Raw genomic sequence first — 14,442 nt, 5'->3', positions numbered from 1 at the left:
TTATTTTTTTGTCAGACGTTGCCAGGTCGCAACCACGGTGTCCGGATTCAGCGACACGGACTGGATGCCTTCGGCAACCAGCCACTCGGCAAAGTCTTCGTGGTCAGAAGGACCCTGACCGCAAATCCCGACGTATTTGCCCAGACGGTTGCAGGTATTGATGGCCATCTTCAACAGTACTTTCACTGCATCATTACGCTCGTCAAACCCATCGGCCAGGATGCCTGAGTCACGGTCCATGCCCAATGTCAGCTGTGTCAGGTCATTGGAGCCGATGGAGAAGCCATCAAAGTACTCCAGGAACTGCTCTGCCAGCAAGGCGTTGGCCGGGATTTCACACATCATGATCAGGCGCAGACCATTTTCGCCGCGCTTCAGGCCGTTGGCTGCCATGATTTCGGTCACGGCACGCGCTTCTTCCAGCGTACGAACAAACGGAATCATCAACTCAACATTGGACAAGCCCATTTCATCACGTACTTTTTTCATGGCCTGGCATTCCATGGCAAAACACTCTTTAAAGTCTTCAGCCATGTAGCGCGCTGCACCACGGAAACCAATCATTGGGTTTTCTTCATCGGGCTCATAAATGTCTCCACCGACCAGTTTTTTGTATTCGTTAGACTTGAAGTCTGAAGTACGCACAATCACTGGTTTTGGATAGAAAGCAGCGGCAATGGTCGCCACGCCTTCGGCCACTTTGTCGATGTAGAACTGTTTGGGGCTGGCATAGCCGCGGGCACGGTTCTTGATCGTCGCCTGTATGGCTGCCGGCATGGCGTCAACGTTCAGGATGGCTTTCGGGTGAATGCCAACCATGTTGTTAATCACAAATTCCAGGCGGGCCAGACCTACACCGTCATTTGGGGTTTGCGCAAAGGTAAACGCCATGTCCGGGTTGCCAACGTTCATCATGATCTTGCAGGGTGGTTTGGACAGCGCGCTATTGGATTGCGTAGACACTTCATAGTCCAGCGCACCGTGATAGACAAAGCCGGTTTCACCTTCTGCACAAGACACAGTCACAATCTCGCCATCGCGCAGCAGGTCAGTCGCGTTGACCGAGCCTACGATCGCTGGAATGCCCAGTTCGCGTGCAATAATCGCTGCGTGGCAAGTGCGGCCACCACGGTTAGTCACCAAGGCACTGGCGCGCTTCATGACGGGTTCCCAGTTCGGGTCAGTCATGTCGGCAACCAGAACATCCCCTGGCTGCACTTCATGCATTTCAGAGGGGTCCAGCACGATACGTACGGGACCCACGCCTACTTTTTGTGTCACAGCACGACCGGCGACCACTGGCACAGAGGCGTGTTTTTGCAGCTTGAAGGTTTCTGTGACATTGTTGGCCGCTTCCTGGGATTTCACTGTTTCAGGACGGGCTTGCAGGATGTACAGTTTGTTATCCAGACCGTTTTTACCCCATTCGATATCCATTGGACAGCCGTAATGCTGTTCAATCGTCATGGCATAGCCGGCCAATTCCAGAATGTCCGCATCAGTCAGGGAGTAGCGGTTGCTTTCAGCAGGATCAACTTCCACCGTATGGGTGGATTTTCCGGCTTGTGTCGCATCCGAGAATATCATCTTGATCAGTTTTGAGCCCATAGTGCGACGCACAATGGCTGGCTTGCCTTGCGCCAGCAATGGCTTATGTACATAAAACTCATCCGGGTTAACCGCCCCTTGCACCACCGTTTCACCCAAGCCGTAAGAAGAGGTGATGAACGCGACATCACGGTGGCCGGATTCAGTATCAATGGTAAACATGACACCGGCACAGCCAATGTCTGAACGTACCATTTGCTGCACACCTGCTGACAAGGCAACATCGGCGTGCACAAAACCTTTGTGTACACGGTAGGAGATAGCACGATCGTTATATAAAGAAGCAAACACTTCCTTGATGGCGTGGTTGATGTTATCCAGGCCATGAATATTGAGGAAAGATTCTTGCTGACCGGCAAAAGAAGCATCAGGCAAATCTTCAGCCGTGGCAGAAGAGCGCACCGCAAACGTGGTCCCTGGCGCTGATTTTTCAATCAATTTGGCATAATTGTCAGCAATCGCCGCCTGCAGGACAGGGGGGAACTCGGCTTCCATGATCCATTGGCGAATTTGCGCGCCTACGCGAGCCAGTTCTTGCGTGTCATCAGCATTTAGCTTGTCTAGCAAATCGTTAATCTTGTTGTTCAGTCCGCCTTGCGCTAAAAATTCACGGTAGGCATCTGCGGTCGTTGCAAAACCAGTCGGAACGCGCACACCTTTGGCAGAGAGCTGAGAAATCATTTCACCCAGTGAAGCGTTCTTGCCGCCCACGGATGGCACATCGGTGTTTCGTAGATTCTCAAATGGAATAACATGACTTACCATATAAAACCCTTAATGATTTAAAACTGGTGATAATCTATCGCGAAATGCAATGGATTGAATTCGATAAATAGAGGCCGTTTGCCAGACATCGTCTGATTATAGAATGACTTTTATTCCGTGCATTATGCCAAAATCATGTTTTAATGTCACGTCAACGTCAAAGACGTGAAATAATTTTTTTCACACTAAATAATATTAATGCCATGAATGCTCAGATCCCTGTCGATCGTTCGGTCAGTGTGGCCACTTATGGGCGTTTGCACCTGGGTTTTTTTAACCTCGGTGCGGACGATACGCGCCGGTTTGGCAGCATGGGGGTGGCGATCGATGCCTTTCAAACCGCGCTGACTGCCAGTATCGGTCCACAGTCTGCGCCACTGGACAGCTGGGCCGCTGCCATTGTACACCGTCATCTGGCTGCGCTTGGCGTGCAACAAGCCGTCAATCTGAATATACAGCAGGCAATCCCTCGTCATGGCGGGCTGGGCTCAGGCACGCAGATGGCCCTCGCCATTGGCGTCGCCCTCAATCACCTGTTTGCTCACACACTCACTGAAGCGCACATTGCAGCCTTGCATCAGCGTGGTGGTCGCTCGGGCATAGGCATTGGTACCTTTGTTCAGGGCGGCCTGATTGTCGATGGGGGCCGTGGCCCGAATACCGTGGTGCCTCCCATTCTGGTTAGGCATGCGTTTCCGCAAGACTGGCATTTTTTGCTAGTCACCGACAATAGCCGCGATGGCCTGCATGGGCAAGGTGAAAAAACAGCATTCCAACAATTGGCCCCGCAATCGGCCGCAGCGACCCAGGCGATACAGCAGCAACTGCTCAGTCACGGACTGCCTGCCTTGATCGAACAGGATTTTGCTGCATTCAGCCAGTTTGTAGGCGATTTGCAAGCCTACAATGCCGAGTATTTTGCCCCGGCCCAGGGTGGCCTCTACGCCAGCCAAGGCGTCAGCCAGATTCTGGAGCAGCTCAAAGCGCAGGGGCATCGTGGCTTGGGGCAAACCTCCTGGGGGCCGACCGGATTTGTGTTATTACCAACGCGTGCAGCAGCGGTAGCGTTGCAGATGCAATTGCTTGCCAGGTATGAAGATCGGCCTGCACTGGGGTTTATCGTCACGGCAGCCATAAATTCGCCAGCCTTGATTGAGGTCAAGGCATCTGTCAATTAACTTTTATTAAGATAATTTTGAAAAGTTACAATTTTCACGGTCTGCTCTTGATTTTGAACGGGGCTCTTAGTGTGTATATTTGAGCCTGAATCTATTTAACAAACGGTTTCAGGGGGAACAATGAAGAAAACCAGCATTATGCATTTGTTTACAGCCGCAAAAAATGCGAGTCCATTTGATGTCAATATGGCATTTGATGCAGGCTATGAGAAGATTATTTCTTATACCGACGTCACCCTGAATGAAATCATTCCATTGACTCAGGATGCCATTTTCTCCCGCAGTCCGAGTGGCCTCAAACAACAGGCCTTGTTTTTTGGCGGCCGTGATATTCAAGTCGCGCTTGAAATGCAGAAGCAGGCACGTAGTGCCATGTTCAAACCTTTTGAGTGTCATACGTTTTCTGATCCTTCTGGCGCGTTTACAACCGCTGCAGCCATGTTGGCCAAGGTTGATTTTTACTTGCAAAAATCCGGCAGCGGCCTGGGCAAGGAAAAAGTCGCCATTTTTGGCGCCAGTGGCACGGTAGGTTCTACCGCGGCATTGATTGCGGCACGCCAGGGCGCAACGGTGCTAATGGTGGCCCATGCCGAAATCGCGAGCATGCAGGCTTATGTAGACAAGTTGTCGACCAGTTACGACGTCAAATTGCAAGTGGTGGATGGTAGCAATGAAGCTGCGAAAATGGCGGTGTTGAACGAAGCCAGCGTGGCCTTGTGTGCAACCCCGGCCGGCGTGCGCGTGCTCGAAGTGCGTCATTTTTCCAACTCCAAAACACTGAAGGTGGTTGCTGATGTCAATGCCGTACCGCCGTCTGGCATTGAAGGCGTTGACACCTTCTCGAATGGTGGCATGATTGAAGGCACGCAAGTGGCCGGTTTTGGTGCGCTGGCGATTGGTCAGCTCAAATATGTCACCCAGAATAAATTGCTGGAGCAAATGTTGCAGAGCGAGAGCCCGATGCACATTGACTATCACGAGGCATATGAATATGCCTGTGCGCACGTAGAATAGGTTGCGCTTGCGGTTGGCCATTTTGTCGCACAGTGCACGCATTTATAGCCAGATGGCACGACGTGAGGGCTTTAACGTGTTGGCTGTGGACGCATTTGCGGATGCCGAGACGCGACAAGCCGCACAAGCCTGTTTTATCTGGCCAGGGTTTGACAACTCCGGGGCTGCACATGTGATGGCCGACTTGCTTGCGCAACTGGATGCATTTGCGCCAGAGGCCGTTGTGTTCGGTTCAGGATTTGAAGCCAATACAAAAGCGTATCAAGCATTGTGCGAGCGCTATCCGGTGTACGCCAATGCTGCCGAGGTCGTGATGCAGGTGAAGGACCCGTTCGTATTGCAGCAGACTTGTGAGCGCAGCGGCGTAGCATCGCCCATGGTGACAAGGCAAAAGCCGGTTTCTGGCACTTGGCTGTATAAACAGATCGGAGCATGCGGTGGCGGACATGTGCAGATCGACGATTGCGCAACGAGAGCGCCGTCTGTAGCTTCTGACCAAGCCTATTGGCAAGCTTTTCAAGCGGGCCAGGCCGTTGGTCTGTTGTTTATCGCACAGTCCAACGCATGCGAGCTGATTGGCGTACATGCACTCAAACAGCGTCCCGGCGGCTTTACCTATGCCGGCGCGAGCCGTCTGCACGATGAAAAAATATGGGCGGCAGCGCAGCAACTTTTGAACGCGCTCCTGCCAAACTTAAATTTGATAGGCTTGAATAGCCTGGATGCGATCTGGGTAGAGGACACTTTACATGTGCTCGAGATCAATCCACGACTCAGTGCCAGCATGCGATTGTATAGCCAGATGCCTCTGATACAAGCACATCTGGCCAGTTGCCAGCAAGCGCAAGGGCCTGCACTGAATCGACCGGCAGGCTACGCCAGCAATTGCATGGTTTATGCCCAACAGGCTATCACGGTCGGTTCACTCGACTGGCCAGAATGGGTAGAAGATCGGCCAACAACCCATGAGATTGCAGCCGGACAACCGGTGTGCAGTCTTTATGCTGAAGCAGAGACTGCGTGCGGGGTGCGCGCGGCCTTGCAAGACCAAAAAACACAACTTGAAAAATTATGGGGGACGTATGTCTGCAAGCACATCGAATTCAATATCCACTAATGAGCAACCATCAAGCATTAGTGTTCAACGCTACAGCGCACCGCTCGTTGCTGAACTGGTTGCCAATGCAGCCGCCTTGGGCTGTGTGGTATCCACGCACGAGACAGGTGCAACCATCGTCGATGCCGGCATTCAAGTGCCGGGAGGATTGGAAGCCGGTCGCCTGATTGCTGAAATCTGTATGGGCGGACTCGGTAATGTGGCCTTGCGCCATGTGCCGCAATTTGCCAACTGGCCATTAAGCGTGGTGGTCACGGCCAAACAACCGGTGATTGCCTGCCTGGGCAGCCAGTATGCCGGTTGGGCGCTGTCCCATGAAAAATTCTTTTCGCTGGGTAGCGGCCCTGCACGGGCGATTGCACAGCGTGAAGAGGTGTTTAAAGACATCAATTACCGCGACCAGGGTGAGCAATCGGTATTGGTGCTTGAAACTGACAAGGTGCCGCCTGCCGCCGTGATTGAAAAAGTATCCAAAGACACCGGGCTTCCGGCGAATAAACTTACCTTTATCCTGACGCCTACACGCAGTGTAGCCGGTTCATTACAAGTGACTGCGCGCGTGCTCGAAGTAGCCTTGCATAAATGTCACGCCTTGCATTTTGATTTATCTGCCATTGTGGATGGCTACGGGATTGCGCCGGTGCCTGCACCATCGCCAGACTTTATCGTCGGCATGGGCCGCACCAATGATGCGATTTTGTTCGGTGGCTTTGTGCAGTTGTTTGTGAATACGGACGATGCTGCGGCAGAAGCCCTGGCAACGCAATTACCTTCTTCCGCCTCCAAAGACTATGGTCGTCCTTTTGCTGAGGTATTTAAAGCAGTCAATATGGACTTTTACCAGATTGATCCGATGTTATTCTCTCCGGCCAAAGTCAGTGTCAGCAATGTGAAAACAGGCCGCACATTCTTTGCTGGAAAGTTTAATGAAGATCTTTTAAATCAATCTTTTGGTAGCTAAATCTAAAGTGATTTAATATGTTCTGAACGCAGGCGTCGGGTCTCAAAACCTGCACCTGCGTCATCGTGCAAACCTTATGCAAGTTGTTCCCATTTTTACTGACGAAGTGGCCCAGGCCGGTGGCTGGCATGGTCAGAGCTTGGCTCAGGCGTTCGCACGTCGTGGGTGGCAAGCGCTGATGGTGTCACTGGATAGCTGTCATCTCAGTATCGCCAATCAGCAGGTGCTGATTCATATCCCCGGCTTGACCCAGCCTGCCCCCATGGCCTTTGTGCGTGGGGTAGCCGCAGGCACGACACAACAAATTATTACGCGTATGAACCTGCTGCATACTTTGCAGCGGCAGGGCATGGTCATTTATAACTCGGCACGTGCCATCGAAACCACGGTGGATAAAGGGCTTACCAGTCAATTGCTGGCAGAGCAGGGCGTGGCGACGCCAGCTACCTGGGTCTGTGAGCATCGGCACATTGCGCATATGTTGATGCAGCAGGCACTGGATACTGGAAAAACGCTAGTGATCAAGCCGTTGTTTGGCTCGCAAGGCAAAGGCGTGCGTCTCATCGAAAGCCGTCAGCAGTTTGCCTTGCCGCAAGACCCTTTCGTTGATGGCGTGTATTACTTGCAGGAAAAAATTGAGTGCGGGCCTTACCAGTATGATTACCGTGTGTTTGTGGTGCGCGGAGAGCCGATTGCCGTGATGCAGCGGCAAGGTGACAGCTGGTTGCATAATGTGGCACGTGGTGCACGTTGCAGTGCCTGTGACGAACAAGATGTGGCTGACATTGGCGTGCGCGCTGCACAGGCCGTGAATATCGCCTATGCCGGGGTCGACGTGATGCGGGATAAACATGGCAAATTGTGGGTGATCGAGGTCAACAGTATCCCGGCCTGGCGTGGGCTGCAAACTATTACCTCGTTTGACATTGCGGATGTGCTGGTCAATGATTTGTTAGAGCTGGCTGATGCTTAAATGATGCAGATGAATGCACAGATTCAAACCGCTTATTTGCAGGCTTGCCTGGCCGAGCTCGAAGCGCTCAAGCCCGGCAATGTGCATATTTTTGCTGATGGTCATGGCATGCAGGTCCAGCATTTCGTTGAGAGCGCACGTGTCTCGGCACCCGCCCTGTGTGATGATGCGCAATTTGGCAAGCGCAGCCTTGGGCAACGTGTTTTGCAGGCCTTGCAGGCCACTTACACCCAAGTCGGTTGCAATACTAATCTGGGGATTGTCTTGTTGGCCGCGCCGCTGGTACAGGCTACGGTGGATTATGCGGCTTTGCCGTTAAAGACCGGCTTGCAGCAAGTCTTGCAGCAGACCACGGTGGAGGATGCGGCAGCGGTCTATGCCGGGATTCGCCTGGTGAATCCGGCCGGCATGGGGCAGCGCAGTGAGCATGATGTTTCAGAAGCGCCACAGATCACCTTGTTGCAAGCCATGCAACTGGCCAGCGCGCAGGATGAAATCGGCCGTCAATATAATGAGGGCTATGCCCGTCTGTTTGAGGAAGCGCTGCCCCTTTATCTTGAACAATGCCAACGCTGGGAACGTCCCGCCTGGGCACTGACGGCGGCTTATTTGTACTGGCTTTCCAGCGTGCCGGATAGTCATATTGTACGCAAATATGGCTTGCAGACAGCGCTGGAGGTGCAAGCTACCGCCGGGCAGCATTATCATGCACTGCTGGCGTTAGATAATCCTAAAACCTACCTGCCTGCATTGCTGGCCTGGGATCAATCACTGAAAGCAGAGCGCTTAAATCCGGGCACCAGTGCAGATTTAACGGTCATCACAGCCATGTTGGCAACCATGCAAACAACGGGCGCCCGCACCCTGTAAGTCAATGCCTGACCTGCGGTATACTGCAGGATTGACATGTTTTAGTCAGTCTGGAGCCGCGTATGTCCGAGCAAGTATTCACCGAGCAGGAAATTCAACAACTTTTGAGCAGCTCTTTGCCGCATTGGTACTATGAAGAGGGCTGGATACGCCGCAAATATAAAACCAATAGCTGGAAAGGGACGCTGATGGTGGTTAACACCATCGGTCATCTAGCAGAAGCGGCTTGGCACCATCCTGACCTGACGGTTTCTTATGCCTTTGTCATCGTCAAGTTATGCACGCACAGCGCAAAAGGCATCACGATGAAAGACATCGAACTCGCCAGAAAAATTGAAGAGGTGATTCAATGGCAACCTGCTCAGCAAGCAGGCTCAGCCTTAGAGGGCACACCACAAGATGACCTCCGCTTTAGTTACGTCAAATACGACCAATAACTGTTTTTACGTTTAATCTTAATTGTTGATATTGTTGTATGTCTGCCCCAGATAAAAGCCATCTACCGCCAGCGATCTTTTTTATGGGGCCGACGGCTAGTGGCAAAACAGCCGCCACCATTGCGCTAGCCCAGCGCTTTCCGGTGGAAATCATCAGCGTCGATTCTGCGCTCGTCTATCGCGGCATGGACATTGGCACCGCCAAACCCGATGCCGAGACCTTGCGCCAGGCGCCACACCATTTAATCGATTTAATCACACCACTGGAGCAGTATTCCGCCGCCCAGTTTGCCAAGGATGCGTTAGCGCTCATGCACACTGCCACCGCCAACGGACGCATCCCGGTGCTCGTGGGCGGCACCATGCTTTATTTCAACGCCTTGCAACATGGCTTGAGCGACTTGCCGCCGGCGGACCCTGTCATCCGCGCGCAAATCGAAGCTGAAGCCAGCGCGGTTGGCTGGCCTGCCATGCATGCCCAATTAGCCAGCATAGACCCCAGCGTCGCTGCCAAAATCCATACCACTGACTCACAACGCATCGAGCGTGCATTAGAGGTGTATCGCATCAGCGGTCAGCCCATGAGTGTCCTGCGCGCACAGTCCGAAAAAGTCACGCTACCGTTTGATATCCTCAAAATCGCCCTCATGCCTAGCGATCGCAGTGTCTTGCATCAGCGCATTGCCGATCGTTTTCAAGCCATGCTGAAACAAGGCTTTATTGCGGAGGTTCAACACCTGCTGGAAGTGTACCCACAACTCACCGAAGAAACACCCAGTATGCGCTGTGTCGGCTACCGGCAAGTGCTGCACTTTCTAAATGATCAAATGGATTTACCAACTTTGGCTGACAAAGGTGTTTATGCAACACGACAGTTAGCAAAAAGACAACTCACTTGGTTAAGACAAATGACAGATACTTTTGCCATTGATTGTGTAAAAGATAGTTTCTTGAATGAGGTCTTAGAAAAAGTGGATTTTTACTGCCAGCGCATTACTTCAATTTAAATGATTCGTCTTGATGTTCAATTTAATAAAATTTACATAAATTTTTAATTTACTATAATTAACAATCGAATGTAAGTAAATTGTCAAATTGAAAATATACAATCGATAAAAATGTATCTTCAAGGCCACTATGAGAGCACTCGCTAATGCGAAATGGGTCGCCATTTCGCAATTCTCCAGAATAGGTTCTCAGCTCGCTAATCTTTTTGTATTAGCGAAAATATTACCTCCCTATGATTATGGCTTGATGGCCATGGCAAGTATGGTGACGACTTTTGCCTTTTTGTTGAGAGATCAGGGGACATCAGCCGTTTTAATTCAAAAGGAAGACATTAACCACAATATTATCAATACAGTATTCTGGTTTAACGTCTTATTTGCCACTTGCATTACTTTGGCCATTATTTTGGCATCCCCCCTCATTTCACATTACTTCAACCAGCCAAAACTTGAGTCTATTCTAGTGATACTGGCGCTGATTTTCCCTTTGTCAGGCTCTACAATCTCGCATCAAGCATTGCTTGAGAGGGAGTCGCAATTTAAAAAGCTAGCGATTATCGACATTAATGCCTCTGTGATTGCGATGGTCTTTGCCATTATCTTTGCGCTCATGGGGGCTGGCGTATACAGCCTCGTCATACAGGCTGTGCTGATGGTACTAATCACTTCCGGACAATTGTGGTTTATTTCCCCCTGGAGACCGCATGGCAAACCCAATTGGACTGAGTTAAAAGCGTTGCTTCCATTTACAGGCCATATGTCGGCATATCAGTTTGTTTCGTATTTTTCCAGTAATGCGGATACGCTTATTATTGGCCGATTACTTGGGGCGACCCCATTGGGGATCTATTCTATGGCTTATAGAATCATGATGTTCCCGGTTCAGAATATTACTTATGCCTCTATCCGTGCGCTACTACCAATTATGAGCCGCCAACAGGCGGCGCTTGAGGAAATGGGCGCACTTTATTTGCAGTCATTAAAAACAATTTCATTGATCACGGCGCCTCTTATGGGTCTGATGTTCGCACTAAGAGAGCCTTTTGTCATGGTTATTTTTGGTAGCAAATGGAGCGCAGTGGCCGATGTACTAGCCTGGTTGGCGATTGTCGGTTTTATTCAGTCTATTTCTTATGCTTCAGGAACTGTTCTGATGGCTCAGGGCAAGACAAAACTACTCATGCAGTTGGCAGTCTTCTCGTCTTTAGTACATGTGATTGCTTTTGTGGCTGGCAGTAAGTATGGGGTCGTCGGTGTCGCAGAGTATTATTTTTATGCCAGTCTGGTGGTTGGCAGCGTATTTATTTTTACATCTGCGTTTAAATGCCACTTGACAGTGATTAAAACGCTATATTCTTTCATGCCACAGGTGATTATCACGAGCGGTGTCGTGCTGTTTGTGCAAAAACTCTTAACTATATGGAGTCATTACCATAAGGTCGATTTCTTTTTATTGGCTTATCTGGTCATGATTGGCTTCATTATGCAAGTACTGATCTATGCAGTGTGCTTCAGACATGAAATGGGCGCTTTGTTGAGAAAGCTCTATAAAGGCAGAAACCTGAAGGCATTTTAGATTTGAATTAATAAGCCCCCTCTTGACCAACAGCGGTTAACCATATCGTTTTTGCTACAATCAGCATATCTAGGCGAGGGCTCCAATTGCGCAAGTATTCCAAATCATAATGTACGCGCTGCTCCATCTTTTCTAATGTGTCGGTCTCGCCACGAAAACCGTTCACCTGCGCCCAGCCTGTGATGCCAGGCTTTACCTTATGTCGTACCATATAGCCTTTAATCAATTTTCGGTACTCTTCATTATGCGCTACCGCATGAGGGCGTGGTCCTACGACACTCATGCGACCCTGTAGCACATTAATAAATTGTGGAAGCTCATCCAGCGAGGTTTTGCGTAAAAAAGCACCTAAAGGCGTGATGCGCTGGTCATTTTTAGTCGCTTGCGTTACCTTGCTACCATCTTCTGTGACGGTCATGGAGCGAAATTTGTACACCAAAATTTCCTGGCCATCCAGTCCATAGCGCCGTTGCTTGAAAATGACTGGCCCAGGAGAGGTCAGCTTTACACCTGCAGCAACGATCAGCAAAATCGGTGAGATTAATATCAGCACAAACAGCGAGAACAAAATATCTGCCGTGCGTTTAATCATGCCGTCTACGCCTGTAAAAGGCGTCTCACAAACAGAAACAACTGGAATACCATTAACGTCTGAAACTCGCCCCTGAATCAAATCCGTCACAAAAATATCTGGCACAAAATAAATAGATGCGGTGGTATCTTTCAGATCATCTAGCAGTTTCAAAATGCGCGGATGGCTAGACATCGGAAGCGCAATGTAAATGGTATGAATCTGGTGAGATTTACAATAGGCAGGGATGTCAGTCAAGGCGCCCAATAAATTGTAACCGTGATTTTGAGGTGCACGATCGGGAGATCTGTCCTCAAAAAAGCCGAGCACATTCACGCGACTGTAATCATCCGCCAATAAATTGTTAGCGACGACAAGGCCCTGCTCATTGAGTCCAATAATCACTGCATTTTTACTTGGGCCTTGTAGGCGAATAAAGAAGGGAGAGAGTTCTTTTAATGCAGTCAGCCCCAGAATTTGAGCAACAGGCGTCCCTATCAGCCAGGTATATATGATTTCTGGGGTAAATAGGCTGATGTAGTCAGTGATTTTGGCAAAAATGAGCACCATCCCAGCCAACAGTAGCCATTGGAATATCACATCACGTGACATTTTCCAAAAACCAAGTCTAATTTTTGCCCCGCTGGGAAACGTGACAGAAAACAACAGGATCGAGGTGAAAAAGATCGAAATTGGAATTCTATCTTCAAAGTAGATGAAAATTCCCCACATGAAAAAAACCATGACTAAGGGCTCAACAATGGACTCAACAAAATAGAGAGGGCTGCGTGGGCCTGACGATAAGCCTGCAATTGTTCGAATAGGGGGTTTAATGGCGTTTTTCATGATTGTAGATTTTGATGTTCTCGGAAGAGTTTAACCAAATTAAAGATGAATCACAATCAACCTTACAACGCCCCACTGATGTGATGCACACCGTCGCTAGAATTACGCATTAATTTTATGTTTTGATGACAGCTTTTTAAAAACTGTGATCAAAAAGTTAAAATCTAATACTAAAAATAGTATGTTTACAGGTTAGAATACGGTAAGAATTATATCTACAGTTGCTTATTTCTAATGCCATCCATCAAGCAATATCGCAGAATTAAAATCAAAAGTTCACTTCCCGTATACATTGCGGTAGTACTTTTATTTTCTTCACTCTCAGCCAAGGCTGATGAGCTGGATACCTTGCAATTTAGAGCTACTGTAAACAAGACTTATGACAGTAACCTGTTTAGACGTGCAAGCAACGAGATTTCAGATCAGATCACAACAACGACTCTGGGTATAAAGCTAGATAAAACCTACTCTTTGCAACGAGTACTTTTTGATGTTTCAATGACTGATTACAAGTATGATGTCAGTAACTTTTTGGACTTCACGGCAAAAAACTATAATGGCGCGTGGCAATGGTCTCTGACGCCAAGCCTCACAGGTTCACTGTCTACGCAGCGCTATCAAAGTCAGAATAACTTTGGTGATTTTCGTAGTAGCGTACTGAATATACGGACGCAAACCGATAACCAGCTGCAGGTACGCTATTCTCCACATAATGTTTGGAGTGGCTTGTTAGGTTTTACGCAATCAAACCTATCTAACAGTGCTGCTTTTACCGCGATTAGTGACTTTGATTCATCGGGTTTTGATTCTGGTGTCAGTTACCAGTTTCCTTCTGGTACCTCAATAACACTCCAAAGTCATAGACGCAATGCCGAATATAAAAAACGTCCATTAAACCCTGTTATTGCTTTTGATAATGGCTACGAGGAACAGGAGTACGAGGCTAACTTCTTTATGGCAGATGAAGGACGTAGCAAATTAAATGCAAAGCTAGGGTATCTGGAACGAGAATATAACAACTTTACGATTAGAAATTATTCTGCGGTCACTGGATATGTTGATTACGAGTTGACGCTTACTGGCAAACTAAAGTCCACCATTAATGTATCCAGAATGCTTGCCCCATACGAGACAATTAACACAGCCTACTCCTTAACAGACTCGGTAAGTGGCCGTTTAATCTATAACCTTACCTCTAAAGTTCAAGCCGGGGTTAATGCCCAATACGGAGAGCGTGATTTTGGCGGGAGAGGGCAATTTGGTTCCAGTGGTCGACTGGATAAAGACACTTCTTATGGTGCCACCTTAAGATGGGTTCCGATAAAAAATGTAGGCTTTTCCTTAAGTACGTCCAAATCACACCGTAATTCAACATTAGCGAATTTCAGTTACGACGATACACTGACTTATATCAATGTTGATTTGAGTCTTTGATTGTTAACTGATACTTGGTGCGAGAAGTCCATTGCTTTTACAGGCCTCATTATTATTAAAATTGTATGGATGCCTTAAGCAAGGC

The 14,442-nt window shown here is 49.1% G+C and carries 12 protein-coding genes; 10 read left to right on the top strand and 2 right to left on the bottom strand.

Annotated features, from left to right (window positions below; translation table 11 throughout):
- On the bottom strand, positions 1-2,373 hold the full coding sequence (gene ppsA / locus ACT53C_RS09495; protein WP_476145709.1) for a phosphoenolpyruvate synthase: 2,373 nt from the start codon (positions 2,371-2,373) through the stop codon (positions 1-3).
- Positions 2,374-2,576: 203 nt separating this feature from the next.
- Here ppsA and ACT53C_RS09490 point away from each other — a divergent pair, with 203 nt between their 5' ends.
- The 9 genes from ACT53C_RS09490 (at position 2,577) to ACT53C_RS09450 (ending at position 11,506) form a co-directional block, all read left to right on the top strand.
- Positions 2,577-3,551: a GHMP family kinase ATP-binding protein gene (locus ACT53C_RS09490; protein WP_476145707.1), complete on the top strand. Its 975-nt coding sequence runs from the start codon at positions 2,577-2,579 to the stop codon at positions 3,549-3,551.
- 120 nt (positions 3,552-3,671) lie between these two features.
- Positions 3,672-4,565 carry an NAD(P)-dependent methylenetetrahydromethanopterin dehydrogenase gene (locus ACT53C_RS09485; protein WP_476145705.1) on the top strand — a complete coding sequence of 298 codons (894 nt, stop codon included), beginning with the start codon at positions 3,672-3,674 and terminating at the stop codon, positions 4,563-4,565.
- A gap of 7 nt (positions 4,566-4,572) precedes the next feature.
- Positions 4,573-5,682: an ATP-grasp domain-containing protein gene (locus ACT53C_RS09480; RefSeq protein WP_476145703.1), complete on the top strand. Its 1,110-nt coding sequence runs from the start codon at positions 4,573-4,575 to the stop codon at positions 5,680-5,682.
- Positions 5,648-6,643 carry a methenyltetrahydromethanopterin cyclohydrolase gene (gene mch, locus ACT53C_RS09475; RefSeq protein ID WP_379076469.1) on the top strand — a complete coding sequence of 332 codons (996 nt, stop codon included), beginning with the start codon at positions 5,648-5,650 and terminating at the stop codon, positions 6,641-6,643. The genes ACT53C_RS09480 and mch overlap by 35 nt, the downstream gene beginning before the upstream one ends.
- A 76-nt stretch (positions 6,644-6,719) precedes the next feature.
- The gene (locus tag ACT53C_RS09470) at positions 6,720-7,616 is read left to right on the top strand and encodes an ATP-grasp domain-containing protein (RefSeq protein ID WP_476145701.1); all 897 of its coding nucleotides are present in this window, start codon (positions 6,720-6,722) and stop codon (positions 7,614-7,616) included.
- 9 nt (positions 7,617-7,625) lie between these two features.
- Positions 7,626-8,486, top strand: coding sequence for a triphosphoribosyl-dephospho-CoA synthase (locus tag ACT53C_RS09465; RefSeq protein ID WP_476145699.1), 861 nt, complete (start codon positions 7,626-7,628; stop codon positions 8,484-8,486).
- 62 nt (positions 8,487-8,548) lie between these two features.
- A complete protein-coding gene (locus ACT53C_RS09460) occupies positions 8,549-8,923 on the top strand; it encodes a 4a-hydroxytetrahydrobiopterin dehydratase (RefSeq protein ID WP_194746812.1) in 375 nt (124 codons plus the stop codon).
- Positions 8,924-8,961: 38 nt separating this feature from the next.
- Entirely contained in the window at positions 8,962-9,930 is a 969-nt protein-coding gene (gene miaA, locus ACT53C_RS09455; RefSeq protein WP_476145696.1) for a tRNA (adenosine(37)-N6)-dimethylallyltransferase MiaA, read from the top strand.
- Positions 9,931-10,060: 130 nt separating this feature from the next.
- The gene (locus ACT53C_RS09450) at positions 10,061-11,506 is read left to right on the top strand and encodes a lipopolysaccharide biosynthesis protein (RefSeq protein WP_476145694.1); all 1,446 of its coding nucleotides are present in this window, start codon (positions 10,061-10,063) and stop codon (positions 11,504-11,506) included.
- A gap of 7 nt (positions 11,507-11,513) precedes the next feature.
- Here the strand turns inward: ACT53C_RS09450 and ACT53C_RS09445 are convergent, their stop codons facing one another.
- Positions 11,514-12,923, bottom strand: a complete 1,410-nt coding sequence (locus tag ACT53C_RS09445) for an undecaprenyl-phosphate glucose phosphotransferase (protein ID WP_476145692.1) — start codon at positions 12,921-12,923, stop codon at positions 11,514-11,516.
- Between the two features lie 234 nt (positions 12,924-13,157).
- Here ACT53C_RS09445 and epsL point away from each other — a divergent pair, with 234 nt between their 5' ends.
- On the top strand, positions 13,158-14,357 hold the full coding sequence (epsL, locus tag ACT53C_RS09440; protein ID WP_476145690.1) for an XrtB/PEP-CTERM-associated polysaccharide biosynthesis outer membrane protein EpsL: 1,200 nt from the start codon (positions 13,158-13,160) through the stop codon (positions 14,355-14,357).
- The last annotated feature ends 85 nt before the right edge of the window (positions 14,358-14,442 follow it).

It is taken from the genome of Methylophilus sp. DMC14 (assembly GCF_056314085.1).
The sequence above is the reverse complement of the archived record's forward strand: the minus strand, read 5'-3'. Positions and strand labels throughout refer to the sequence as shown.

Bases quoted from the DNA above. Each gene is read 5' to 3' on its own strand.
- ppsA (WP_476145709.1), bottom strand. From the start codon at position 2,373: ATGGTAAGTCATGTTATTCCATTTGAGAATCTACGAAACACCGATGTG.
- ACT53C_RS09490 (WP_476145707.1), top strand. From the start codon at position 2,577: ATGAATGCTCAGATCCCTGTCGATCGTTCGGTCAGTGTGGCCACTTAT.
- ACT53C_RS09485 (WP_476145705.1), top strand. From the start codon at position 3,672: ATGAAGAAAACCAGCATTATGCATTTGTTTACAGCCGCAAAAAATGCG.
- mch (WP_379076469.1), top strand. From the start codon at position 5,648: ATGTCTGCAAGCACATCGAATTCAATATCCACTAATGAGCAACCATCA.
- ACT53C_RS09470 (WP_476145701.1), top strand. From the start codon at position 6,720: ATGCAAGTTGTTCCCATTTTTACTGACGAAGTGGCCCAGGCCGGTGGC.
- ACT53C_RS09465 (WP_476145699.1), top strand. From the start codon at position 7,626: ATGAATGCACAGATTCAAACCGCTTATTTGCAGGCTTGCCTGGCCGAG.
- ACT53C_RS09460 (WP_194746812.1), top strand. From the start codon at position 8,549: ATGTCCGAGCAAGTATTCACCGAGCAGGAAATTCAACAACTTTTGAGC.
- miaA (WP_476145696.1), top strand. From the start codon at position 8,962: ATGTCTGCCCCAGATAAAAGCCATCTACCGCCAGCGATCTTTTTTATG.
- ACT53C_RS09450 (WP_476145694.1), top strand. From the start codon at position 10,061: ATGAGAGCACTCGCTAATGCGAAATGGGTCGCCATTTCGCAATTCTCC.
- ACT53C_RS09445 (WP_476145692.1), bottom strand. From the start codon at position 12,923: ATGAAAAACGCCATTAAACCCCCTATTCGAACAATTGCAGGCTTATCG.
- epsL (WP_476145690.1), top strand. From the start codon at position 13,158: ATGCCATCCATCAAGCAATATCGCAGAATTAAAATCAAAAGTTCACTT.